Annotated in this window: 26 protein-coding genes; 13 read left to right on the forward strand and 13 right to left on the reverse strand. The window is 68.4% G+C overall.

The window, feature by feature from the left end; all coding sequences use genetic code 11:
* Positions 1–90: 90 nt before the first annotated feature.
* From CHC05_RS16745 to CHC05_RS16755, 3 genes are read right to left on the reverse strand one after another with little or no spacing between them, the layout of a single operon-like run.
* Positions 91–912 carry an ABC transporter permease gene (locus CHC05_RS16745; RefSeq protein WP_089249789.1) on the reverse strand — a complete coding sequence of 274 codons (822 nt, stop codon included), beginning with the start codon at positions 910–912 and terminating at the stop codon, positions 91–93.
* Complete coding sequence (locus CHC05_RS16750) at positions 872–1,681, reverse strand: ABC transporter ATP-binding protein (protein ID WP_089249791.1); 810 nt, start codon at positions 1,679–1,681, stop codon at positions 872–874. The genes CHC05_RS16745 and CHC05_RS16750 overlap by 41 nt, the downstream gene beginning before the upstream one ends.
* On the reverse strand, positions 1,678–2,157 hold the full coding sequence (locus CHC05_RS16755) for a MarR family winged helix-turn-helix transcriptional regulator (RefSeq protein WP_089249793.1): 480 nt from the start codon (positions 2,155–2,157) through the stop codon (positions 1,678–1,680). Before CHC05_RS16755 ends, CHC05_RS16750 begins: the two co-directional genes overlap by 4 nt.
* 122 nt (positions 2,158–2,279) lie before the next feature.
* Here CHC05_RS16755 and CHC05_RS16760 point away from each other — a divergent pair, with 122 nt between their 5' ends.
* The 4 genes from CHC05_RS16760 to CHC05_RS16775 all read left to right on the forward strand — a co-directional run bounded on the left by CHC05_RS16760 (position 2,280) and on the right by CHC05_RS16775 (position 4,058).
* Positions 2,280–2,636: an STAS domain-containing protein gene (locus CHC05_RS16760; protein ID WP_245870937.1), complete on the forward strand. Its 357-nt coding sequence runs from the start codon at positions 2,280–2,282 to the stop codon at positions 2,634–2,636.
* 69 nt (positions 2,637–2,705) lie between these two features.
* A complete protein-coding gene (locus CHC05_RS16765; RefSeq protein ID WP_089249797.1) occupies positions 2,706–3,017 on the forward strand; it encodes a LapA family protein in 312 nt (103 codons plus the stop codon).
* An 18-nt stretch (positions 3,018–3,035) separates the two neighbouring features.
* Positions 3,036–3,473, forward strand: coding sequence for an organic hydroperoxide resistance protein (locus CHC05_RS16770; protein ID WP_089249799.1), 438 nt, complete (start codon positions 3,036–3,038; stop codon positions 3,471–3,473).
* Positions 3,474–3,563: 90 nt separating this feature from the next.
* Positions 3,564–4,058: a beta-class carbonic anhydrase gene (locus CHC05_RS16775; protein WP_218824574.1), complete on the forward strand. Its 495-nt coding sequence runs from the start codon at positions 3,564–3,566 to the stop codon at positions 4,056–4,058.
* On the opposite strand, the gene CHC05_RS16780 is transcribed toward CHC05_RS16775, so the two are convergent.
* From CHC05_RS16780 to CHC05_RS16790, 3 genes are read right to left on the reverse strand one after another with little or no spacing between them, the layout of a single operon-like run.
* Positions 4,055–4,894: an LLM class flavin-dependent oxidoreductase gene (locus CHC05_RS16780; RefSeq protein ID WP_089249801.1), complete on the reverse strand. Its 840-nt coding sequence runs from the start codon at positions 4,892–4,894 to the stop codon at positions 4,055–4,057. The two genes, CHC05_RS16775 and CHC05_RS16780, sit on opposite strands and share 4 nt — an antisense overlap.
* A gap of 17 nt (positions 4,895–4,911) precedes the next feature.
* On the reverse strand, positions 4,912–5,403 hold the full coding sequence (locus CHC05_RS16785) for a GNAT family N-acetyltransferase (RefSeq protein WP_144022632.1): 492 nt from the start codon (positions 5,401–5,403) through the stop codon (positions 4,912–4,914).
* A 42-nt stretch (positions 5,404–5,445) separates the two neighbouring features.
* The gene (locus CHC05_RS16790; protein ID WP_144022633.1) at positions 5,446–5,697 is read right to left on the reverse strand and encodes a hypothetical protein; all 252 of its coding nucleotides are present in this window, start codon (positions 5,695–5,697) and stop codon (positions 5,446–5,448) included.
* A 337-nt stretch (positions 5,698–6,034) separates the two neighbouring features.
* Here CHC05_RS16790 and CHC05_RS16795 point away from each other — a divergent pair, with 337 nt between their 5' ends.
* Positions 6,035–7,111 carry a helix-turn-helix domain-containing protein gene (locus CHC05_RS16795; protein WP_218824575.1) on the forward strand — a complete coding sequence of 359 codons (1,077 nt, stop codon included), beginning with the start codon at positions 6,035–6,037 and terminating at the stop codon, positions 7,109–7,111.
* Between the two features lie 78 nt (positions 7,112–7,189).
* On the opposite strand, the gene CHC05_RS16800 is transcribed toward CHC05_RS16795, so the two are convergent.
* Entirely contained in the window at positions 7,190–7,690 is a 501-nt protein-coding gene (locus CHC05_RS16800) for a GNAT family N-acetyltransferase (RefSeq protein ID WP_089249807.1), read from the reverse strand.
* Between the two features lie 371 nt (positions 7,691–8,061).
* On the opposite strand from CHC05_RS16800, the gene CHC05_RS16805 reads away from it, so the two are divergent.
* Together CHC05_RS16805 and CHC05_RS16810 are read left to right on the forward strand one after the other, a co-directional pair.
* A complete protein-coding gene (locus CHC05_RS16805; RefSeq protein WP_089249809.1) occupies positions 8,062–9,201 on the forward strand; it encodes a hypothetical protein in 1,140 nt (379 codons plus the stop codon).
* Between the two features lie 36 nt (positions 9,202–9,237).
* Positions 9,238–10,029 carry a PIG-L deacetylase family protein gene (locus CHC05_RS16810; RefSeq protein ID WP_245870939.1) on the forward strand — a complete coding sequence of 264 codons (792 nt, stop codon included), beginning with the start codon at positions 9,238–9,240 and terminating at the stop codon, positions 10,027–10,029.
* A gap of 257 nt (positions 10,030–10,286) precedes the next feature.
* On the opposite strand, the gene CHC05_RS41495 is transcribed toward CHC05_RS16810, so the two are convergent.
* Positions 10,287–10,439, reverse strand: coding sequence for a hypothetical protein (locus CHC05_RS41495; protein WP_179266225.1), 153 nt, complete (start codon positions 10,437–10,439; stop codon positions 10,287–10,289).
* A gap of 688 nt (positions 10,440–11,127) precedes the next feature.
* On the opposite strand from CHC05_RS41495, the gene CHC05_RS16815 reads away from it, so the two are divergent.
* Complete coding sequence (locus tag CHC05_RS16815) at positions 11,128–12,888, forward strand: adenylyl cyclase (protein WP_089249811.1); 1,761 nt, start codon at positions 11,128–11,130, stop codon at positions 12,886–12,888.
* 153 nt (positions 12,889–13,041) lie between these two features.
* Here the strand turns inward: CHC05_RS16815 and CHC05_RS16820 are convergent, their stop codons facing one another.
* Complete coding sequence (locus CHC05_RS16820) at positions 13,042–14,508, reverse strand: MFS transporter (protein ID WP_089249813.1); 1,467 nt, start codon at positions 14,506–14,508, stop codon at positions 13,042–13,044.
* Positions 14,509–14,623: 115 nt separating this feature from the next.
* On the opposite strand from CHC05_RS16820, the gene CHC05_RS16825 reads away from it, so the two are divergent.
* Positions 14,624–15,244 carry a TetR/AcrR family transcriptional regulator gene (locus CHC05_RS16825; RefSeq protein ID WP_089249815.1) on the forward strand — a complete coding sequence of 207 codons (621 nt, stop codon included), beginning with the start codon at positions 14,624–14,626 and terminating at the stop codon, positions 15,242–15,244.
* A gap of 160 nt (positions 15,245–15,404) precedes the next feature.
* Here the strand turns inward: CHC05_RS16825 and CHC05_RS41500 are convergent, their stop codons facing one another.
* The 4 genes from CHC05_RS41500 to CHC05_RS16845 are packed head-to-tail and all read right to left on the reverse strand — an operon-like array spanning position 15,405 to position 18,829.
* On the reverse strand, positions 15,405–15,764 hold the full coding sequence (locus tag CHC05_RS41500; RefSeq protein WP_089249817.1) for a DUF2255 family protein: 360 nt from the start codon (positions 15,762–15,764) through the stop codon (positions 15,405–15,407).
* Between the two features lie 26 nt (positions 15,765–15,790).
* Positions 15,791–16,936, reverse strand: coding sequence for a low temperature requirement protein A (locus tag CHC05_RS16835; RefSeq protein WP_089249819.1), 1,146 nt, complete (start codon positions 16,934–16,936; stop codon positions 15,791–15,793).
* A 10-nt stretch (positions 16,937–16,946) separates the two neighbouring features.
* On the reverse strand, positions 16,947–17,612 hold the full coding sequence (locus CHC05_RS16840; RefSeq protein ID WP_089250355.1) for a response regulator transcription factor: 666 nt from the start codon (positions 17,610–17,612) through the stop codon (positions 16,947–16,949).
* Positions 17,609–18,829, reverse strand: a complete 1,221-nt coding sequence (locus CHC05_RS16845) for a sensor histidine kinase (RefSeq protein WP_089249821.1) — start codon at positions 18,827–18,829, stop codon at positions 17,609–17,611. Before CHC05_RS16845 ends, CHC05_RS16840 begins: the two co-directional genes overlap by 4 nt.
* Before the next feature lie 129 nt (positions 18,830–18,958).
* Here CHC05_RS16845 and CHC05_RS16850 point away from each other — a divergent pair, with 129 nt between their 5' ends.
* From CHC05_RS16850 to CHC05_RS16865, 4 genes are all read left to right on the forward strand, one after another.
* Positions 18,959–19,855: an ABC transporter ATP-binding protein gene (locus CHC05_RS16850; RefSeq protein WP_089249823.1), complete on the forward strand. Its 897-nt coding sequence runs from the start codon at positions 18,959–18,961 to the stop codon at positions 19,853–19,855.
* Between the two features lie 8 nt (positions 19,856–19,863).
* Positions 19,864–20,646 (forward strand): ABC transporter permease, encoded by a 783-nt coding sequence (locus CHC05_RS16855; RefSeq protein WP_425426790.1) that lies wholly within the window; start codon positions 19,864–19,866, stop codon positions 20,644–20,646.
* A gap of 107 nt (positions 20,647–20,753) precedes the next feature.
* Entirely contained in the window at positions 20,754–21,140 is a 387-nt protein-coding gene (locus CHC05_RS16860) for a YchJ family protein (protein WP_089250358.1), read from the forward strand.
* Positions 21,141–21,308: 168 nt separating this feature from the next.
* Complete coding sequence (locus tag CHC05_RS16865; protein WP_089249827.1) at positions 21,309–22,322, forward strand: FAD-dependent monooxygenase; 1,014 nt, start codon at positions 21,309–21,311, stop codon at positions 22,320–22,322.
* The last annotated feature ends 30 nt before the right edge of the window (positions 22,323–22,352 follow it).

Consider the following 22,352-nt stretch of genomic DNA (forward strand, 5'->3'; position numbering starts at 1 on the left):
CACCGAGGAAATCCCGACCACCGGAGCGACCGTCGAGAGTACCCGGACCGGATGACGCCCACCCGTCCGGCGGACCGGAGTGTGAGCGGGCTATCGCGCCAATCGCGCCAGAAGTCCGGAGGCTGCCACGATGCCCACCGCGGTCGCCACGAGCAGCACCGCGAAGTCCAACGGCAGGCGGGCCGGCGTGCCGATCAGCAGGCCACGCAACGCTTCCACCTGATAGCTCAACGGGTTGACGTGGTTGACCACCTGCAGCCAGCCGGGCATCAGCGACACCGGATAGAGGGCGTTGGAGGCGAAGAACAACGGCATCATGATCGCTTGGCCGATTCCCATCATCCGGTCACGCGACAGCACCAAGCCGGCGATGGTGACCGACAGGCAGCAGAAGAACGCGGCGCCGAGCAGCACCACGACGACCACGCCCAGCAGCTTGAGCGGGTTGACGGTAAAGCGAACGCCGAGCAGTTCGGCTATCGCGTACACGACGACCGCCTGAGCGAGACCGCGTACGCCGGCCGCGAACGCCTTCCCGGTCACCAGCGCGGCCCGCGGCGTCGGGGTGACCATCAGCTTGGCCAGCACGCCGGCGTCGCGCTCCCAGATGATCTGGATGCCGTAGAAGATCGACACGAACAGCGCCGACTGGGCCAGCACGCCGGGCGCGAGGAAGTCCAGGTACGGCACCCCGCCGGTCGGGATCGCGTGCAGCTTGGTGAACGTGACGCCGAAGATGACCAGCCAGAGCGCCGGTTGGACGGCCCGGGTGACCAGCTCGCTGCGGTCGTGGGAGAGCTTCTGCAGCTCGACGACGCAGAGCGCCACGACCCGCGACAGGATCAGCCGCGGCCCCATCCGGCGGTCGATGTCAACCGAGCCGGCCGGCGGTGCGGCGAGTGGCACGGACATCGCGCAGTCCCTTCTGTTCGTCTTCGAGCGAGCCACCGGAGTACGCGCGAAAGACGTCCTCGAGCGTCGCGTCGGGTCCTCTGCCGAGGCCGTCGATCAGCTCGCGCGGGGTGCCGAGCTGGCCGAGCTTTCCCTGGTGCATCAGGCCGACCCGGTCGCAGGACTGTTCCGCTTCCTCCATGTAGTGCGTGGTCAGCAGCACGGTCATGCCGGTCTCGGCGCGCACGGCGGCGATCCGTTCCCACACGCTGCCGCGGGCGATCGGGTCGAGGCCGATGGTCGGCTCGTCGAGAATCAGCAGCCGGGGTGAGCTGACCAGAGCCTGGGCGAGCTCGAGGCGACGGATCATTCCGCCCGAGTACGTCTTGGCCAGCCGCCCGGCGGCGTCGGTCAGGCCCATTATCTCCAGCGCCTCGGCGACCCGCTCCTTGCGTTGCCGGCGCGGCACGTCGAAGAGCCGGGCGAACAGCGCGACGTTCTCGACGCCGGACAGCGATCCGTCGGCGGAGAGCTGCTGCGGCACGTAACCGATCAGCCTGCGCACGGCCATCCGCCGCTTCGCGACGTCAAGCCCGAAGACTTCGATCACGTCCGCGGGTACGGGCAGCAGCGCGGTGATGGCCCGAATGGTGGTCGTCTTCCCGGCGCCGTTGGGGCCGAGCAACCCGAAGATCTCGCCGCGCAGCACGGTCAGGTCGACGCCGTCGACCGCTTTGGTCTCGCCGAACTGATAGTGCAGACCCCGCACGGAAACCGCCGGCTCGCTCATGTGTCCCTCCCGGGGTCGGCGATGTCGGCGCGCACCTGGTCGAGCAGGCGGCGCAGCGCGGGCAGGGCGGCGGCGATGGCGGCCCGGTCCGCGGGGTCCGCGCGGTCCAGGGCCTGGCCGATCAGCGCGGCCCGGGCGGCCCGCCAGGCCGCGATCCGCTCCCGCGCCTTGTCGGTCAGCGTGAGCCGGGCCGCGCGCCGATCGGCCGGGTCCGGCTCGCGGTGCAGCAGGCCGGCCTCCACGAGCTGGTTGACCAGGGTGCTGACCGAGTTGCCGGCCAGGTCGAGGGCCGACGCGGCGGCGGCGATGCCGATGCCGGGCTGGTTGGCGACCACGAACAGCAGCTCGCGCTGGGCCTCGGGCAGCGGGGGCACCGCGACCGCCTCGGCCGTGCGGCGGCGGGAGAGCCGGCGCAGGCCGGCCGTGATGGACATCAACTCGCCGACTACCTCCGCGCTCCGGTCGCTGTCGCTCATGGCTCCAAAGTACCTCGGTCACAGAGGTAATTGGCCGAGACCCCGGACACCCGCACTTGTTGTCCGTTGTATGACCTAGAGCGAAGTTACGGTTTGGACGGAAGACGAGAATGGGGGTTCTCGTGCGCATCTCAGTGGCCGAGGCACGCGCCGGCGGCGTGACGGTCGTGAAGCTCGCTGGAGAGCTCGGCGTCGACACCGCGGCGGAGCTCGCGACGGCGATCGAGGAACTGCTCGATCGCCCGACCAACCGCATCGTCATCGACCTCGCGCTGCTCGGTTTCTGCGACTCGATCGGCCTGTCGACCTTCGTCGACGCGCATCGGCGGTGCGCCGCGTCGGGTGGCTATCTCGCGCTCGCGGCGCCGTCGCCGTTCATGCACAAACTGCTCGGAGCGGTCGGCCTGACCCGCCAGGTCCCGGCCTACGCGACGGTGGCCTCGGCCTGCGGCGGCGGCGACGAGGGCCGCCTCCGCTGACGCCTTCTGTGGGGATTTTTCGGATTCAGGGGCTAAAGTTAGGAGCAGTTATGGAATGAGGTGGCTGGCATGAGTCGGTCCGTTTCCAGCAATGGCACTTCCACCAAGGGCACGTTGCCCGACGAGATGCGCCGCACCAAGATCGGTCTGTCGTGGATCATGCTGGTCGTCGGCCTGATCCTGCTCGCGTTCCTCTTGGTCTTCGTGCTGCAGAACCTCGACAGCGTGCGCATCCACTTCCTGACCGTCGACTTCACGATGCCGCTCGGCGTTGCCCTACTGTTGGCCGCCATCGGTGGCGCGCTGATCGCGTCGATCCCGTTCGCGGCTCGGATCCTGCAACTCCGCCGGGCAACCCGCAAGGAACGCCACTGGCGCTGAGCCAGCTAACTTAGCTGCATGACGAAGGTTCTTTACACCGCCGAGGCCCACGTGTCCGGCGGCCGCTCCCACGGCCACGCCCGCACCTCCGACGGCGCCCTGGAGGTCGAGCTGCGCAGACCCGTCGAACTGGGCGGCGAGGGCGGCGGCACCAACCCGGAGCAGCTCTTCGCGGTCGGCTATGCGGCCTGCTTCGAGTCCGCCCTGGCCGGCGCGGCCCGGCGCGCACACGTCGAGGCCGGCGACGCGACGATCGACGCCAAGGTCAGCCTGTCGCCCACCGGCACCGGAGCGTTCCAGCTAGCCGTCGAGCTCGACGTCACCCTCCCCTCGATCACGGACCAGGACCAGGCGGTCGAGCTGGTACGCCTCGCGCACACCATCTGCCCGTACTCGAACGCCACCCGAGGCAACATCGAGGTCAACCTGACCGCCAACGGCAAGCCGGTCGGCTAACGGGCGACTTGACGTTTTTGACCGTGACATCTGCGGCAAACCGCGGGAACTAGTCGCCCAGCAGGCTGCGGGTCTGTTGTACTCCACCTTGTGTCCGCCATTGACCACCTCCTGCACGCCAACGAGTCCTACGCCGAGACGTTCCCCGGGCCTCGGCCCCAGCGGCCGAAGCTCCGCCTGGCCGTCGTCGCCTGCATGGACTCCCGCCTGGATCTGTTCGGCGCGCTCGGCCTGGAGATCGGTGACGCCCACCTGATCCGCAACGCCGGCGGCCTGCCGACCGAAGACGTGCTGCGCTCGCTGGCGATCAGCCAGCGCTCGCTCGGCACCCGCGAGGTCGTGATCATCCACCACACCGAGTGCGGGATGGACGGCTTCGACGACGACGCGTTCCGCGAACGGCTCACCGCCGAGACGGGCGTCGCGCCCCACTGGAACGTGCCGGGCTTCAGCGACATCCGGCAGACCGCCCGCAAATCGATCGCGACGGTACGCGGTTGCGCCTGGTTGCCGCACCGCGACGACGTACGCGGCTTCGTCTTCGACATCGCCACCGCCCGCCTCGAAGAGGTGGCGGCCGACTAGCCCACACGCAGCTTCGGCAGCACCTCGGTCGCGATCCGCTCGACCATCGCCGGGTCGTCGGTCCACACCGGGTCGCCGGGCCTGGGGTGGTGGAAGACCAGGTCGGTGAACCCGAGCTCTTGGTAGCGCCCCACCAGGTCGACGAACGCGTCCACGCTGGCCAGCGGCCGGTCGGCACCGTTGTCGGAGAGCAGGATCCGGTCGATCCGCCGCCTCGACTCGTCCAGCCGCGCCGCGTTCGCCCGGATCTTGTCGGGGTCGCCCTCGGTGATCCACGCGTCCGCGTACTCGATGACGGTCTTCATGGTCCTTGGCCCGCCGGCGGCGACCGCCAGCGGCAGGCGGGGCTGCTGCACGCAACCGGGAATCATCCGCGCCTCGTCGATCGTGTAGCGGTCGCCGCGGAGCGAGGTAGCGGGCTCGCGGAGCAGCTGGTCGACGGCGCCGACGAACTCGTCGAGGCGGCCGGCCCGCTCCCCCGGCGTGAGCACCGCACCGCCGAGCACGGTGGCGTCGAACCCGATCCCACCGGCGCCGATGCCCAGCGTGAGCCGACCGTCGCTGATGTGGTCGAGCGTCATGGCCTCCTTGGCCAACGTCACGGGGTGGCGAAAGTTGGGCGAGGACACCATGGTCCCGAGCCGAATCCGCGAAGTCTTGGCGGCGATCCCGGTCAACCACGGAATGGCGGCGTGCCAGGCCTGCTCGCGGTAGCGACGCCAGGAGAGATGGTCGTACGTCCAGAGATGGTCGTAGCCCATCTCCTCGATCCGCTGCGCCAGCGCGACGCTCTGGGGCCAGGGATCGGTAGGCAGCAGCAAAACCCCGATTCGCACCTGCCGACCCTACCCAGTCAGCTTGGGTCGAGGTCCTTGACGAAGATCCGGCACAGGTCTGGCACGGTTCGTACCGTGCCGTCCGGTGCGTGTTCCTCCCGAACGGTGTCGGCGATCCCGTGCGCCCATTCGCGGTAACCCAGCCGCGTCCACCAACGGGCCACCTGGTCCTCGTCGAGGTCGACGCCGGCGGCCAACCGGCCGGCCATCCGCACCTCGTCCAACTCCTCGGCCTCCCGGACGAGCGCCTTGCCCCGGCCGCGATTGCGCAGCGGGGCCGCGACGTGCAGGCCGTGCACGAACGGAACGCCCGGCAGGTGCATCCGGACCACGTCCTCGTCGGCCGGTTCCCAGGTGACGTAGACGGCTCCCGTGGGCTCCTCGCCCTCCCAGGAGGTGAGGATGACGCCCTGGCGTTTCAGGCGATGTCGGTAGAAGGCCGTGCGCTCCGGACCGAGGACACGCTCCAGATAGAGCATGCCCTCGGCGGACGCCGGCCGGATCTCCACATGGCTATCGTGTCCGTCGAAGGTGAAACGTGTCAGGTCCGCTTACGCGCGAACCGCCACGACGACCATCACGACGATAAGTCCGACCAAGACGCTGGCCGACAGGATTGCCCTGACGGCGATACAAATCAGCTGTGCGGCGTGTGCGAAGACCTCGCCGAACTGCCAGAAGAATACGAAGGCCGCGATCATCAAGAGGGCGCCGACGGCGACGGTGGCTGGGTGGGCGCTCACGTCCAGAGCTGACCCGGTCGAGTCCTTGGCCAGGATGGACAGAGCACTTACGGTGGACATGACGGAGTCCTCGCTCAAAACGCGCAGGAGCCCGTTTCGAAGACACCCGCTATACTCTTCGCGATTTACCTCCTCTCGTAAAGATTCAGTAACTTCGCTTGAGCCTCAGGTTAAACTTCAGCTCAGAGCTGAAGCAAGGAGTGTCGCCGCCCCCTTAGAGCGCGACGAAACGTGAATGTGGCATTCACTGGAATGCACGCAAAGGGTTTCACCTTGTCTCCTGCTGAAGTTGACTGAAAGGAGGCCTTGCGGTGGCTAGCCCGCGACTCGCCCCAGACCCTTGCGGCACGCCTCCGCGGACTGCGACTTCAGCTGAAGTCAGCTGAAGGAGACTTCGTTGGCTGGCGACAGCAACGCCATGCAGACGCTCGCAGCCCGCCTGCGCGCTTTACGGGCGGGCGAGCGGCAACAGCGGGTAACACAGCATCAGCTGGCCCGCGCACTGGGCGTCAGCGTTCCGCTGATCTCGTCATGGGAGCGGGCGGAGGCAGCACCGCCAGTTGAGAGGATCGCCGCGTACGCGCACTTCTTCGCGACGCCGCGGTCAGTGCAAGACGGCCAATCGGCCCTGCGGGACGACCTGTCAGCGGAGGAACTGGGCCGGCGGCAAGCACTCAAGGAGGAGTTGACGGCGTTGCGTGCAGCGGCAGTCGGCGTGCCGGGCGTCGCGCAAGTCCCGGCCGCTCTCGACAACTATCCGCCTGCGGCTGGGCCGTGGGGTTTCGCGGATGGGACACCGGTCACCATCGTCTGCGGCGAACTTCCAGCCGGGCGGCGGGCGGATGCCGCCTACTCAGATCCGGACAGCCCCGACTATGTCGACCTGTACCGCTTCGCCGATGTGGACTCGCTGGTCGAGTTGCACGGATACGTTCGGGCGGCGAATCCGCGCAGCGAGGTCGGCTTCACGACCGCTTCGTTGGTCACCCGCGACCACCTCACCACTCACCTGGTTCTCCTTGGTGGCGTTGATTTCAACGACGTGATCACCCCCGTGCTCGACTCGCTCGGTGTGCCGGTCCGGCAACACAGTCGGCTGACCGATGATCCCGACGACGAAGGCGCGTTCGAGGTGCGCACGACGTCCACGGAGGAACATCGACCAGCCCTTACCGCGGACCGCGGGCATCGCGTCCTGGTCGAGGACGTCGCCCACTTCTGTCGTGGCCCGAACCCTTACAACGTTCTTCGCACCGTCACCGTATGCAACGGCATGTTCGGCCGAGGGGTCTACGGGGCCGTCCGTGCGCTCACTGACGCTCGCTTTCGCGACCGCAATGCGGTCTACGTTCGAAACCGTTTCGCACAGGCCCAGACCTACAGCATCCTCGCGCGCGTCAAGGTCGTGAACGGGGAGGTGATCACGCCGGACTGGACCCTTCCCGACACCATTCTGCACGAGTGGTCGAAGTGACAGCGGGGACACCTCGCCGCCGCCTCCGTAACCTTGAAGGCGTAGGGCCAGGGTCGGCCTGCGACAGCAGCAGCGGTCTCACGCCCGAGAAGCTGAGTCGAACACCTTGGAGAAGATCCTGCATTTATCCGGAACGATTTCCAGCGTGCCGTCCGGTTTGTCTAATTCCTTGACCGTCTCGACAACCCCGTACTCCCACTCTCTGTAGCCCAGGCGCTCCCAGAAGCCGACTGCTGCTTCGTTGTCAAGGTCAACGCCGGCCGCCAATGTGCCAGCCAACTGAACTTCTTCGAGATTCTCCGCGTCGCGGACGAGCTCCGCACCCCAACCGCGACCCCGACACTGAGGCACGACGTGCAACTTGTGCACGAGCGGGACGCCAGGCAGATTCTCTCTGACAGACGCTTCGAGAGCCGGCTCCCAGGTTACGTAGACGACGCCGACCAGATCATTGCCCTCCCACGCTGTGCGCACGGTGCCCTGGTGCTTCATCCGGCGGCGATAGAAGGCCGCCCTTTCTCCGCCAAGCACGTCGCTCAGGGCGAGCATGTCCTCAAGGGTCGTCGGCCGAATCTTCACCCCGACATCATGCCCGTACCAGGCAAGATTTCATCAGATCAACTCACAGGCGAGTTCCAGCACCCACCGGCCACGTCAAGATCCGGGCCGTTTCATTAAGATCAAATTCCCACTAGATCTTCTAGTTCGGCCTTCCGCGTTCCACTAAACCAGGATGCTATCGTGTTGGGAATCGTGGAGATTGACGCAATATTGTCTCCTAAGGATCTCTAACGTTTAACCGACTTCAGTGTTCGTCATCGGGGTTGCTGAAGGAGATGCATGGCTGGCGCCAGCCCGTCCGCGGTGCTCGAGGCGCGCCCGCGCGAGCATCGCTTCGGTCACTTCAACCGAGGGGCCATACCCGACAATTGCTGTCATGAGCGGGTGAAATGACGACCGCGCGGCTCGTCCGGCGGCCGGAGATCGCGATGGGGCCGAGGCACCACCTGTCGCACGCCAGCCTTCTGGATCACGTTCAGCGACCTATCCGGCACGAAAGGCTTGACGCGATCATCGTGCCGACCGCCCGCCCGATCGCGTACCTCAGCTATGCGCTCGCGCTTGCGAACAGGCTCGACTGCCCAGTCGTCGCTCTTTGCAGCATGCGCGCCAACGCAGACGAGGCATACCGTGCGGCCCGACGAGTTGGTGTACGACTCATCGCGGCCGACGTGCATCGAGGGGTGACCCTGCCGAATTTCCACACCTCGGCCCTGCTAGCCAACGGAAGGTTTCGGCCAAGGGGCGATCTCAGCCTCAAGCGCAACCTCGGGCTCGCGCTGTCGAAAATGTTGGGGTGGAACCGGATCGCCTTTCTCGACGACGACATCCGCTCGGTACGGCCCGACGACATGCGTGCCGCGGCCGGATTGCTCGACCGATTCAGCATGGTCGGCCTGGGCAACGCGGGCTTTCCCGACAACTCCGTCGTCTGCCATGCGCTACGCGCCGTTGGGGTCAAGCAGGGCACGTTCGTCGGCGGCGGCGCGATGGTGGTGCCCGCAGGTCGCACCACGACGTTCTTTCCAGACATCTACAACGAAGACTGGTTCTTCCTGCTCGATGAAGACGGCCTCAGCAGGACGGCGGTCACCGGGCTGATGGTCCAGGAGCCCTACGAACCCTTCCGCACCACCGACCGTGCGCGGGAGGAGGAGCTGGGCGACTGCCTCGCGGAAGGCATCTACGCGTTGCTCGATGACGGCGGCGGCGCGAAGGACGCCGACCACGTTTTCTGGGCAGCGTTTCTGGAGGACCGGCGGGCTATGGTGGACCGAATCCTTGCTGCCCTTCCAGCGCGTCGCAACCTCTCAGGCGAAGAAAAGCGCAGGATCGCGGAGGCGATGCGGGCCTCGCACGGACGCCGCTCCTTCATCAGCCCACAGCTGTGCGTCGCTTATATTCGAGCGTTGAACGCCGATCGGTCGATCTGGCGGGAATACCTCAGCCGGCTGCCGACCGGGCTCAAGCCACGACCGGCCCTAACGCACCTAGGATTGACGTCCGGCCACGTTCATCAGCCTCGGTGACTACGCTGCGCGTCCAGGCGGGTCTAGGGTTTGCTGGTGACTGACGTTCTCCTGCCGGCTCTGCCGGAAGACTGGGACCGTGCGATGGCTGTGGCCGCGCACCCGGATGACATCGAGTACGGCACCGCATCGGCCATCGCGCGCTGGACGGCGCAGGGCAAGACGGTGACCTACCTGCTCGCCACCCGCGGCGAGGCCGGCATCGACTCGATGTCGCCGAAAGACGCAGCGCCGCTGCGCGAGCAGGAAGAGCGGGCCGGTGCGGCCCAGGTTGGCGTCGACGTAGTCGAGTTTCTCGACCACCGGGATGGAGTCGTCGAATACAGCACCGCGCTGCGCCGTGACATCACCCGCGCGATCCGTCGGCACAAGCCCGAGGTGATCCTGTCCGGGGCTTTCTCGGTACGGATGATCGGCGGCATGACCAACCAGGCCGACCACCGGGCCGTCGGGCTTGCGGCCCTCGATGCCGCGCGTGACGCGGGCAACCGATGGATCTTCCCTGAGCTCGAAGTTGAAGGCTTGGAGCCGTGGAACGGTGTGCGGTTCGTCTGCTTCGCGGGCGCCGAACGGCCTAGCCACGGCGTAGACATCACCGGTGAGCCACTCGAGCGCGGCATCGCCTCGCTGGCCGCGCACGACGAATACACCAAGGGCCTCGGTGCCTCGGGTCCAGAACCAGGGCCCTTCCTCACCTGGATGGCGGGCATGGCCGGGCCGGCGCTCGGAGTCCAGCACGCGGTGCTCTTCGACGTTTATGCGCTGCGCTTCGAGGGTCCGCCGCCGTGGGTCCAGGGCACCCAGCCACCGGTCGTCACCGACGTATAGGGCGTTACGCGTAAAGCTGCGCGAATCTTTTCCGCCGACAATACATAAGTTATTGTCGATATATGTGGAATGCCTTGGCGGACGAATCCGCCGGTCAAATCGCGAGCGCGGTTTTCATCGCAGTTCTAGCGTTCATTCTAGGCACCTTTAGGCGCACAATTGTGCGGCGTATACGCACGAGGGAGACCCGTAGATACTGGAGCTCATTCCGGGCGAGAGGCGTCGCAATCGTTCTCGGCGCCTTCTCTTCGGAAGATCTACTCTCGCAGCGTTTGGACCGGCCGGTCGACCCTGCTGGGGTTGATAACTTCGAACCATACGGCTTCGTCGGCTTCGGCGAGGTCCTCGCTATTTTCGCTCTTCTGGAGCATCTGAAGATTCTCGGCCTGGAAGACATCGTCGTCGCTCACGCTGAACAGGTCTCCTCGTTTCAATCCAGAAATCTTGTGATCGTCGGAGGACCCGACCCAAACTCGCTGACCGAACTGACAATGCGGCACCTGCAGCTTCCGGTTCGGTTCGAAGACCTAGGGTCCAGAACGCGGATGCACATAACCTTCTCCCATAACAGCGCCGACGCCTCGGCCGCGGAAGAGAAGGCTTACGATCCGATGTTCCTACCTGGCAAGCCAGGCCAGCTAGGCCAAGACTACGGATTTGTCGCCCAGGTTTCCAGTCCATTCTCTGAAGACTGTCGGGCCGTTCTTCTGGTTGGTGTGTATGGTGCGGCAATATCGGCCGCGGCCCGACTCGTAACGTCGGGCCATGGCGTGAGTCGAATGAGTAAGGTCAATGACGGAAGATGCCTCGCTGTCTTTCGAACCTACGTGGGCAGGAACGGGGCGGTCTCGTCACCGACAATTGAGCGCATACAGCCTCTGCGCGAACCACGTGAGTCCGAACAAAATGGCTGAGCCGGCCAGCCCTGTTCACGCACATGTCTGGTCGTAAAGGGCAACCTGGGTGTTTCCACCTCTGGCGAAACTTGCCGCATCACGCCGTCTTCGGGCCGGGCCTAGCGCTGCGACCTCGTCACCGTGTAGAAACGGGTCGATGTGAGAGAGCGCTCTCACGTCCCGTCCCCGTTAAGGCAGGTCGATGAGAAACGTCCGTTTCCTCGCAGCCGCCGCCACGGCGGTCACGTTGACGGCTGCTGGCGTACTCGCCGTACCCGGCAGCGCCGCCGCGCATCGTGGTGGGCCCGATTTCGGTCCTAACGTCTTCGTCTACGACCCCAGCACGCCGGCCGCTGAGATCCAGGCCAAGTTCGACGAGCTGTTCGCCCAGCAAGAGAAGAACGAGATGGGCACCAACCGGTACGCGGTGCTCTTCAAGCCCGGCCACTACGACGTGAACGCCCGGCTCGGCTACTACACCACCGTCTCCGGGCTCGGCCGCAACCCCGCCGACGTCGACATCACCGGGGCCGTGCGGGTCGTCGGCCAGGTCAACCCCAACGTGCCCGGTGGTGTCTCGGCCCTGACCAACTTCTGGCGGTCGGCCGAGAACTTCACGGTGACCCCGACCGACTGGTCCAACCAGTGGGCGGTGTCGCAGGCGTCGCCGATGCGACGCGTACACGTCAAAGGGATCCTCTGGTTGGAGCCGGGGAACGGGGGTTACTCCAGCGGCGGGTTCATCGCCAACTCCAAGGTGGACGGCATCACCATCAACGGGTCGCAGCAGCAGTGGCTGACCCGCGACAGCGAGCTCGGCGACGTCTGGACCAACGGCGTGTGGAACCAGGTGTTCTCGGGCGTCACGGGCGCGCCGCCGACCGGCTTCCCGAACCCGCCCTACACCACGCTGGCCAGCAGCCCGGTCAGTCGCGAGAAGCCCTACCTGTTCGTCGACGAACGCGGGAAGTACCGGGTCTTCGTGCCCGCGCTGCAACACGACACAGCCGGCACCACCTGGTCCGACGGCAGCGAGCGCGGCGACTCCATCTCGATCGACGACTTCTTCGTCGCCAAGCCCAGCGACAGCGCGGCGCGGATCAACCTGGCTCTCGCCCTGGGCAAGAACCTGCTGCTCACCCCCGGCGTCTACCACCTCGACCGGCCGCTGCGGGTGCTGCACAAGAACACCGTCGTGCTCGGGCTCGGCATGCCCAGCCTGGCTCCGGACACCGGCGAGGCGGCGCTGAAGATCGCCGACGTCGACGGGGTCAAGGTGGCGGGGGTGCTGGTCGACGCCGGCGCACGGGAGTCCGACACGCTGATCGAGGTCGGATCCCGGTTCTCGCGGGCCGACCACTCGCGGAACCCGACCTCGCTGCAGGACGTGTTCATCCGGATCGGTGGGCCGTGGGTCGGCCGGGCTCGCACGAGCATGGTGGTCAACAGCGACGACACGATCCTGGAGAACATCTGGGCGTGGCGGGGCGACCACGGCAACGGCATCGGCTGGACGCAGAACACCGCGGATGTGGGCGTCGTGGTCAACGGCGACGACGTCACCGCGTACGGCCTGTTCGTCGAGCACTACCAGAAGTGGCAGACGATCTGGAACGGCGAGCGTGGCCGGACGATCTTCTACCAGAGCGAAATGCCGTACGACCCGCCGAGCCAGGCGGCGTGGACCAGTCCGACCGGCAACGGGTGGGCTTCGTACAAGGTCGCGCCGTCGGTCCGTCGCCACGAGGCGTGGGGGCTGGGCGTGTACTCGTACTTCAACCAGGGCGTCGACATCCGGGCCGCGCGCGGCATCGAGGTGCCGGACCGACCCGGGGTGCGGTTCCACAACATGATCACCGTCTTCCTGGACGGCAGCGGTGGGATCGAACGCACGATCAATGACGCGGGTACGCCGTGCGTGGGCTCGTTCAGCACGAGCGCACTGACGGAGTATCCGGCCTGACCGGCACGAGGGCTCGCGCGGACCGGGCGCGAGCCCTCGTGCCTCAACTCGCTCGAAGACTTCGTCACCGGATGTGCGAGGCACGGGCCCCGCAGACCTCCGAACGCGCGAGGGCCCGCGCCGAACCGGCGCGGGCCCTCGTCGTTCCCCCGATCAGACCGTGACTACCGCCCGGTCTTCGATCTCGTCCTCCTCGTCGACCGCGACCGGCTGGTTCTTGAGCCCCGGCAGCAGCCAGACGGTGAGCAGCGCACCCAGCGCGGCCAGTCCGGCGCCGGCCAGCAGGGCCAGCTGGAAGCCGTCCGTGGCCGCCACGCCCGGGTTGTTGCCGCTGGTCAGCGACGACGTGGTGGCCGCCGTGGCGACCGCGACCGTGATCGCCAGGCCGATCGACGCGCCGACCTGCTGGGTGGTGTTGATCAGGCCGGACGCGAGGCCCGACTCGTCGCGCCGGGCACCGGCCGTGGCGGCCAGGGTGACCGGGATGAACATCAGCGCACCACCGACGCCGGCCAGCAGCGAGGGCCCGAGCAGCTCGGTCCAGTAGCTGCCCTGTGCCGTCAGCAGCGACAGCCAGACCAGCGAGCCGGCGGTGAGCACCATGCCGATCACCAGCGGCGTCTTGAAGCCGAACCTGGTGACCCAACGCGAGGTCAGCCCGGCGAACGCGATCAGCGTGATCGCGAACGGAAGCTGGCCGAAGCCGGCCTTGATCGGGCTGTAGCCCCAGACCTGCTGCATGAACAGCGTCAACACGAAGAACATCGGGAACACCGCGCCGGTGACCAGCAGCGCGATCAGGTTGGCGCTGCGCAGCGTCTTCTGGCGGAAGACGTGCATCGGCACCAGCGGGTGCTTGGCCCGCGTCTCGATCACGACGAAGGCGACCAGCAGGGCGATCGCGATCGCGCCGGAGGCCAGGGTCTGCGCCGCGAGCCAGCCGGCGTTGTTGCCGTCGACCAGCGCGTACACGCCGAGGGCCAGACCCGCGGTGACGGTGATCGCGCCCATGACGTCGAAGCCGCTGGCGGTGACCCGGTCCCGGGCAGCGGGCAGCAGCCGCGGCGCGAGAGCCAGCGCGGCGATGCCGATCGGCACGTTGACCCAGAGGACGGCTTCCCAACCGATCCATTCGGTGAGTACGCCGCCGAGGATCGAGCCGGCCGCACCACCGGCGCCGGCGACCGCGCCCCAGACACCCAGCGCGCGGTTGCGCTCGGGGCCGGCGGCGAAGATCGTCATGAGCAGCGACAGTGCTGCCGGTGCGACCAGTGCGGCGCCGAGGCCCTGCGCGGCGCGGGCGGCCACCAGCATCCCCGGAGCCTGCGCGAGGCCGCCGACGATGGACGCGGCGACGAAGAGCCCGAGGCCGGCCATGAACATCCGGCGTCTGCCGAGGATGTCGCTGACCCGGCCGCCGAGCAGCAGGAACCCGCCGAAGGTCAGCGTGTATGCGTTGGTCACCCAGGACAGCGAGTCCTGGGAGAAGTTGAGCTCACGGCCGATCGACGGAAGCGCGACGTTGACGATCGACGCGTCGAGGACCAGGACGAATTGGGTAACCGCGAGCAGGGCGAGAGCCCAGGTCTTGTGCGGCGTGGCACCTTCCGCGCGACTCATCAGCGCGATCCCCCCGAGGTGGTATGCAAGTGGAAGTCGAATTCCGCTTCCGGTAAGCTTCGAACTTACGGAATCGAGATTCCGGTTGTCAATCGGATTCGGTAGGATCAGCGTGATGACCACCACAGCCCAGCCCGGCCAGCCCGCGGTGGCGAGAAGCCTTCGCCCCGTGCTGGCCGGCGCACCCCGACCGATGCGCGGCGACGCTGCCCGCAATCGCGCCCGGGTGCTCGACGCCGCTCGTGCCGCCTTCGCCGAAGACGGCGCCGAGGTCCAGATGGAGCAGATCGCCAGACGCGCCGGGGTGGGCGTCGGCACGCTCTACCGCAACTTCCCCACCAAGCAGGCGCTGATCAACGAGCTGGCGCAGCGTTGGATGGACGAGCGGGTCGAAATCGCCAACGAGGCCCTCTCGATGCCCGACCCGGCCGAGGCGTTCGGCTGGTTCGTCCGCCGCACAGCGGAAGACATGGCCGGCGACGCGGGGCTGTGCCACATGTTCGGCGAGTTCTCGGGCGGCAACTGCGGCGATCTGCCGGACCTCCTGGTGGAACGCACCGAGATCCTGCTCGAGCGCGCCCGCGAAGCCGGAGCGGTCCGCGCCGACGTCAGCGTCAGCGACTTCCAGGCGATCCTGGGTGGGCTGTCGGCGGCGATCGCCCAGACCGAGAAGTGGGAGCTCTTCGCCGAAATGCTGGTCACCGGCCTCCGCGCCCCGGCCGCGCCCTGCCCGTAGGGCAGGTGCCGGGCCGTTCTTCGTCAGGCCGGGCGCCTTGGACACCCGACCACCACCGCCGCACGGCCGCGATGCGAGGCGCCGCACAGTGCGCGGATCGGCCGAACAGCATCGGTCGCCGCCGCCACAAGGCTGGCGATCCCCGCGTTCGGACAGGGCCTTAGGATCCGGCCAGCTCGACCCGCAGGGTGCAATCCCGTGCCGAGCGCGCGACCATCTCCCTGGTTCCGCTCTGACCCGCGTACTTCGCCCGGTAGGCCGCGTCCACCGCGTTCAGGGTCGGTTCGTCGGCGACCAGGGCGACGCCGGCCTCGTACCTGTGCCCGGGGTCGACGAACGCGACGTGACCTGAGCGGACCGCCCGCCGGTACCACTTCGACTCCGGTCCGTAGCCGCTGCGTACGTAGGGCACCCCGGACACGACGACCACCCAGATCGGCGTTTCTATCTCGCCGCCCGCGCGGGTCTCGGTCGCGATGCGCGCCACCCCGGTCTTCGCGAAATAGTCCAAATCAGTCACGAATCCAGCGTACGGCGGTCCGCCGGTCAGCGGCCGAACGTGTGCAGGTTGGTGCTTCGCGAGCGGATCAGGTCCGGTAGGTCCTCGATGATCAGGCTGATCGCCATGATGACGAAGATCGCGCCGGCCTGGGCGGTGGCGTCGACGCGGCCGATGAAGACGGTGAGCAGCACCAGCGCCGCTCCGACCAGCCGGTGCGGCACACCGTGCGCGATGCCCAGGATCACCAGGAACACGGCGTGGCCGACCAGGAACAGCGCCGCGCCGGCCGCGAGCGCCGCCGCACCGCTCCACTCCAGCGGCTCGAACGCGGCCGGGATCGCCTCCTTGATGCCCGCGGAGAACAGCACGATGCCGACGACCATCGGGAAATGGGCGTACCCGAACGCCCAGATCGCGATCCAGGCCCGGCGGCCCGCGTCGGCGATGCCGCTCAGGGCCGCTACCGAACGCTCGTCGTCGCCGGCGAAGTACGCCCACCAGAAGTAGTAGGCCACGCAGAGCCCGAGCAGCGCGAGCAGCAGCGACGAACCGGAGAGCTCGACGCCCGCGAAACCGAGCCCGATGGAGACGATCGACTCGCCGATCACGATGATCATGATCAGCCCGTGACGCTCGACGAAGTGGCCGGCGATGAGCGAGACGCCGCCGAGGTGGCGGAGGAACGGGATTACGAACTGCACCACGAGCGCGCCGCCCCACCAGGCGGCCCGCTGATCGTCGGGCAGCAGGCCGCCGGCCAGCACCAGCCCCGCCGACACGAGGTTGAGTGGTGCGAAGCCCAGCGCCGCACGGAACGCCGTCGGACCCGCCGAGTGCAGGAACAGCACGCTGTGCGCCAGCGTGACCAGCAGATACCCCACGCCGAACGCCCAGCCGGTGTCGCCGAACGCCTCCGGGATCGCCAGCGCGATGATCAGGAAGCCGGCCATCCCGACCAGCAGCATGGTGCGCCGGAACGTGCTCGTCGGTGCCACGGCGTTGGTGAGCCAGGCGTACGCCGAGTACATCCACCAGATCAGCGCCAGCACCAGCACCGTCTCGCCGAGCGCGGCCCAGCCGAGCTCGTCGGCGAGCGTGTCGGTGAGCTGCATGACCGTGAACACGACCACGAGGTCGAAGAACAGTTCCAGGGTGGTGACGCGAACGCTCGGCTCGACCGGTGTCGTCATCCCGCGAACGCTAGGTCAAACCGGCATCCTGCGCGAGAAGCGCCACCTGCACGCGGTTGTTGAGGTCGAGCTTGGTGAGCATCCGGGTCATGTGCGCCTTGACCGTGGCCACGCTCATGAACAGCTCGGCGCCGATCTCCGCATTGGACTTGCCGCGCCCGACCGCGACGGCGACCTCGATCTCCCGCTCGCTGAGCCGGGCGAGCAGCTCCCGGGAACGGTTGCGGCGGGCGTCGACGCCATCGTCGGCCACGTGGGCGATCAGCCGGCGGGTCACCCGGGGCGAGAGGATCGGTTCACCCGCGGCGACCCGGCGTACGGCCTGGACGATCTCCGCCGGCGGGGTGTCCTTGAGCAGGAAACCGCTGGCGCCGGCTCGCAGCGCGCGCAGCACGTACTCGTCCGCCTCGAAGGTCGTCAGCACCAGCACCTCGGGCGCCCCCGCGACCCGGCGCAGCCGCTCGGTCGCGGTCAGACCGTCCATCTTGGGCATTCGGATGTCCATCAGCACCACGTCGGGCCGGATCTCCGCCACCGCCGCCGCGACCTCGCTGCCGTCGGCCGCCTCGCCGACCACGGTCAGCGCCGGCGTGCCGCCGAGGATCATCGAAAGTCCGGCTCGCACGAGCGGATCGTCGTCGACGATCAACACCCGGACCGGAGGCGAGTCAGTCATGCTGGCCACGGTAGCCAGGCGCGCAGCTCGAAGTCGCCCGTGTCCGTGCGGCCGTGGGTCAGTCGGCCGCCGGCCAGGCCGGTGCGCTCGACCAGCCCCACGATGCCGGTGCCCGCGCCCGGGATCGAGGCCAGCCCGCCCACCGGTGCCGCGTTGCGCACCAGGACGGTCAGGCCGTCGCCGGCCGTGCCCTCGAAGCTGACGTCGACCAGCACCCCGGCGGCGTGCTTGCGGGCGTTGGTCAAACCCTCCTGGACGATGCGGTACGCGTTACGACCGACCGCGGCCGGCACGGCCTCGATGTCGTCGACGCGGCAGTCGACCCGCACCTTCATCCCGGCGCCGCGGGACTCCTCGATGAGCGCCGTCACATCGGCCAGGGTCGGCTGCGGGCGGATCGGCTCGCCGTCCTCCTCACGGAGCACGCCGATCACCTCGCGCAGGTCCTGGAGCGCCTGGTGTGCGCTGCTGCGGATCACCGCGGCGGCCTTCGCGACCTCGTCCGGCGGCAGGTCGGGCCGGATCTCCAGCGCACCCGCGTGCAGGCTGAGCAGCGAGATGCGGTGGGCGAGCACGTCGTGCATCTCGCGGGCGATCCGGGCGCGCTCCAGGTGCTGGGCCTGGGTCACCCGGAGCTGCTGCTCGGACTCGGCGCGGACGGCCCGGTCGTGCAGCGAGACGACGAGCTGGCGGCGGGCCCGGACGAACATCCCCCAGGCGAAGACCGCCGCGGTGGTGATCACGGAGAAGGCGGTGACCAGCCAGTACGGCAGGTCCGGGTCAGGCCGCCAGGCCAGGAAGATCGGCGAGGTGGCGGCGCTGAGCACGGCGATCGGCGCCGAGATGCCGACCCGGCGGTGCACGGCGACGGTGAACAGGGTGATCAGCCCGGCGACCGCGGCCGTCAGGGACACGCCCCCGATCGGCACCATGATCAACGCGACGGCGACCGGCCAGCGGCGGCGGAACCAGAGCAGCCCCGGCGAGGCGATGCCCAGCGAGATATCGAGCCAGCGCGCCCAGAGCGCCAGGCTGTCGTCGTTCCAGACGCTGACGGAGAAGAGCCCGACCGACACCACGGCCAGCACGAAGATCACCCAGTCGACGACCCAGTCGCGGGTCGAGCGCCGTACCGGCCGCTCTGAATCGAAGGCTCGGAGCAGGCCGCCCGGCAGCAGGGACGGAATGTCCGGGCCGTCACGGGTTGCCACACTCATGATCAAATGGTACGACCACCCGGCGCACTCGGCATCAGACCAAAGTCGGTATCGGCCGGCTACCTTCGGCGCGCGCCATCGACCTTGGCCCGACGCGCCGGACCACCCGACACCCGCAGTGTTGACGGCATGATCAGTGTGACCAGCTTGACGAAGCGCTACGGGGCGCATACGGCCGTCAACGACGTGTCGTTCGAGTGCGCGCCAGGCACCGTGACCGGCTTCCTCGGCCCCAATGGCGCCGGCAAGTCGACCACGATGCGGATGATCACCGGGCTCACCCCACCGACCGCCGGGGCATCGACGGTAGCCGGGAAGCCGTACCGGCAGCTGCCCAACCCGAGCCGCGAGGTCGGCGTGCTGCTCGACGCGTCCGCACAGCACCCGGGCCGGACCGGCCGCGAGGTGCTCACCCTGTCGGCCCGCACGCAGGGGGTGGACTCGGCCCGGGTGGACGAGCTCCTGTCGCTGGTCCAGTTGGCCGGGCCGGCCGCGGGCCGGCGGGTACGCGGCTACTCCCTCGGCATGCGGCAGCGGCTCGGCATCGCGCACGCCTTCCTCGGCGACCCGCGGGTGCTGATCCTCGACGAACCGGCCAACGGCCTCGACCCCGAGGGCATCTTCTGGATGCGCGGCCTGCTGCGTGACTTCGCCGACCGGGGCGGCACGGTGCTGCTCTCGTCCCACCTGCTGCGGGAGGTGGAGGCGGTCGCGGATCGACTCGTGGTTATCGGGGGCGGTCGAATCGTGGCCAACGGCACCAAGGAGGAGTTGCTCGCCGCCGGTGGCGTGCGGGTGCGCGCGCTGGACCCCGGCACGCTGCGGACGGCCCTGGAGCGGGCCGGGTTCGCGGTCACCGCGGGCGCCGACGGCGCCCTGTCCGTACAGGCCGAGGCGGAGCAGGTCGGGCAGGTCGCGGCCAGCATCTCGGCCGTGCTGCTGGAGCTGCGCCCGGTCGACACCGGTGGCCTCGAAGAACTGTTCCTGACCCTGACCGCCGGCGAGGCCAAGGAGACCGCACGATGACCGCCACCCTGACGCAGACGCGGGCACCCATCGCGGGGCCCCGCACGTTCACCCGGCCGGGGCTGGTCCGGCTCACCGGCATCGAGCTGCGCAAGATGGCCGACACCCGGGCCGGCCTCTGGCTGATGATCGCGACCGCCCTGATCTCGGTGGCGATCGTGGTGATCCAACTGTTCGCGGCGGACCCGCCGGAGCAGACGTTCGTCAACATGTTCCAGACGACGCTGTTTCCGGTGGCGGTGCTGTTGCCGGTCCTGGGCATCCTGTCGGTGACCAGCGAGTGGACGCAGCGCACGGCACTGACCACGTTCGCCCTGACCCCGCAGCGGCAGCGGATCGTCGTGGCGAAGGCCCTGGCCTCGGTCGTCCTCGGCCTCCTCGCGCTGGTGCCGAGCCTGGCCTTCGCGGCGATCGGCAACGCCATCGCGGGTGCGCTGGACCCGGCGGCGGGTAGCTGGTCGTTCGGCGGGTTGCTGCTGGGGTACGCGGCGCTGTTCAACGTCGTGAACGTGCTGTTCGGCCTGGCCTTCGGCATGCTGTTCATGAACTCGGCCGTGGCGATCGTGCTGTACTTCGTGGTCCCGACCGTCTGGTCGCTCCTCACCACGATGATCTCCGGCCTGAAGACGACGTCGGAGTGGCTGGACCTCTCGGTGACCTCGACACCCCTGTTCGAGAACGCGGCCCTGACGGGCGGCGAGTGGGCGAAGCTGGCGGCGTCCATCGGCCTGTGGGTGGTCCTGCCGGGGGTGGTGGGCCTGATCCGCCTGCTCAAGCGCGAAGTGAGCTGAGCTTTTCTGATCGGGTGGGCGGTCGCGGGTCGGGGGTCCCGCGGCCGCCCACCGCCGTGTCCGGGGTCCCTGGCCGCGTCTGCTGGGGCTGTCGCGAGAATGGCGTGATGGCGAAGCTTGCGTGTCCCTGCGGCTCCGGGCGTGGCTATGCCGAGTGCTGCGGGCCGCTGCACCGCGGCGCGAGTGTCGCGGCGACGGCGGAGCAGTTGATGCGGTCGCGGTTCAGTGCCTTCGCTGTCGGCGACACCGAATATCTGCTGCGCACCTGGCACAGCAGCACCCGGCCGGAGTCTTTGGACCTCGATTCTGACCAGCGCTGGGTCCGCCTCGAGATCCTCGACACGGCCAAGGGCACCGAATCCGATCCGACCGGGGTCGTCGAGTTCCGGGCCTTCTATCGACACGGCGGCCAAGACGACGACCTGCACGAACGGAGTCGCTTTGTCAGGGAGGGCGGCGCCTGGGTGTATGTCGGCCCGCTGCCACTCCGCTGACGCCCGGGTGTTCGTCGTGAGCTCGACTCCCGCGGGCCTGGCAGCGCAGCGAAGCGGAGCGGTCCCCGGCGGGAGCGACGGTCCGGACCGTCGCGGACCCGGGCCATGTCCGGTTTATGACTGGTTTTCGGCAACTTGTCGCCAACCTTCCGGAGGAAACTGGGCCACATGAGCCATCCACGGGTGTTGATTGTTGGTGGCGGGATCGCCGGGCTTGGGGCGGCGCATGCCCTTGCGGCCAAGGGGATCCGGGCCGACATCGTCGAGCGCAACCCCCGGTCCGACGCCGAGGGGACCGGCATCTACCTGCCCGCCAACGCGGTGCGGGCGCTCACCGCGCTCGGTTTCGGCGACCAGATCCGCGCTGTCGCGCACGAGATCCATCGGGTACGGCTGCTCGACCACCACGGCCGCGAGCTGATCGATCTGCCGATCGACGCGATCTGGGGTGGGATCGGGCCTAGCGTGGCGGTGCGGCACGCCGACCTGCGGAAGATCCTGCACACCGACGTCACGGTGAAGAGTTTCGACCCTGCCGACGCGGCCGGCTATGACCTGGTGATCGGCGCCGACGGGATTCGCTCGGCGGTACGCGACTGGGCCTTTCCCGGCGCGGCCGGCCCTCGGTCCGTCGGCGAGCTCGCCTGGCGGTTCGTCGTCGACGGCTATCCCGTCGACCACCTGTGGTGCACCTGGCAAGGCAAGGGCCGCACCTTCCTCGCGGTGTCGCTCGGCGACGGGCGGGCCTACTGCTACGCCGACCTGACCGCGGCCAGGCCCCCGGACGACTGGCGGGCGCTGTTCGACGAGTTCCCGGAGACGGTGCGCGATCTGGTGGCGCGGGCGAAGGACCTGCACTTCGGGGCCATCGAGGAGGTCTTCGTCGATCAGGTGGTGCACGGCAACACCGTGCTGATCGGCGACGCGGCGCACGCGTACTCGCCGAACATGGCGCAGGGCGCCGGGCTTGCGCTGGAAGACGCGCTCGTCCTGGCCGACCTGGTCGGTGACCTCGACGCCTACGCCGAGCGGCGGATCGGCCGGGCCCGGTGGGTACGCGACCAGACCCGCCGCCGCGACAAGGCTCGGCATCTGCCGCCGGCCGTGCGTGACGTGGTGCTGCGGCGGCTGGGGCCACGGCTGTTCCGGGCCGCGTTCAAGCCGCTCCAGACCCAGCCCTGACGCCGCGACGGTGCGCGCTAGCGTTGGGGT

It is taken from the genome of Asanoa hainanensis (assembly GCF_900188485.1).
Lineage (GTDB): Bacteria > Actinomycetota > Actinomycetes > Mycobacteriales > Micromonosporaceae > Asanoa > Asanoa hainanensis.

Coding starts and splice junctions, on each gene's coding strand:
- CHC05_RS16865 (WP_089249827.1), top strand. CDS start 21,309: ATGAGCCATCCACGGGTGTTGATTGTTGGTGGCGGGATCGCCGGGCTT.
- CHC05_RS16850 (WP_089249823.1), top strand. CDS start 18,959: ATGATCAGTGTGACCAGCTTGACGAAGCGCTACGGGGCGCATACGGCC.
- CHC05_RS16860 (WP_089250358.1), top strand. CDS start 20,754: ATGGCGAAGCTTGCGTGTCCCTGCGGCTCCGGGCGTGGCTATGCCGAG.
- CHC05_RS16765 (WP_089249797.1), top strand. CDS start 2,706: ATGAGTCGGTCCGTTTCCAGCAATGGCACTTCCACCAAGGGCACGTTG.
- CHC05_RS16845 (WP_089249821.1), bottom strand. CDS start 18,829: ATGAGTGTGGCAACCCGTGACGGCCCGGACATTCCGTCCCTGCTGCCG.
- CHC05_RS16820 (WP_089249813.1), bottom strand. CDS start 14,508: ATGAGTCGCGCGGAAGGTGCCACGCCGCACAAGACCTGGGCTCTCGCC.
- CHC05_RS16805 (WP_089249809.1), top strand. CDS start 8,062: ATGACGACCGCGCGGCTCGTCCGGCGGCCGGAGATCGCGATGGGGCCG.
- CHC05_RS16835 (WP_089249819.1), bottom strand. CDS start 16,936: ATGACGACACCGGTCGAGCCGAGCGTTCGCGTCACCACCCTGGAACTG.
- CHC05_RS16750 (WP_089249791.1), bottom strand. CDS start 1,681: ATGAGCGAGCCGGCGGTTTCCGTGCGGGGTCTGCACTATCAGTTCGGC.
- CHC05_RS16790 (WP_144022633.1), bottom strand. CDS start 5,697: ATGTCCACCGTAAGTGCTCTGTCCATCCTGGCCAAGGACTCGACCGGG.
- CHC05_RS16815 (WP_089249811.1), top strand. CDS start 11,128: ATGAGAAACGTCCGTTTCCTCGCAGCCGCCGCCACGGCGGTCACGTTG.
- CHC05_RS16825 (WP_089249815.1), top strand. CDS start 14,624: ATGACCACCACAGCCCAGCCCGGCCAGCCCGCGGTGGCGAGAAGCCTT.
- CHC05_RS16770 (WP_089249799.1), top strand. CDS start 3,036: ATGACGAAGGTTCTTTACACCGCCGAGGCCCACGTGTCCGGCGGCCGC.
- CHC05_RS16745 (WP_089249789.1), bottom strand. CDS start 912: ATGTCCGTGCCACTCGCCGCACCGCCGGCCGGCTCGGTTGACATCGAC.
- CHC05_RS16840 (WP_089250355.1), bottom strand. CDS start 17,612: ATGACTGACTCGCCTCCGGTCCGGGTGTTGATCGTCGACGACGATCCG.
- CHC05_RS16755 (WP_089249793.1), bottom strand. CDS start 2,157: ATGAGCGACAGCGACCGGAGCGCGGAGGTAGTCGGCGAGTTGATGTCC.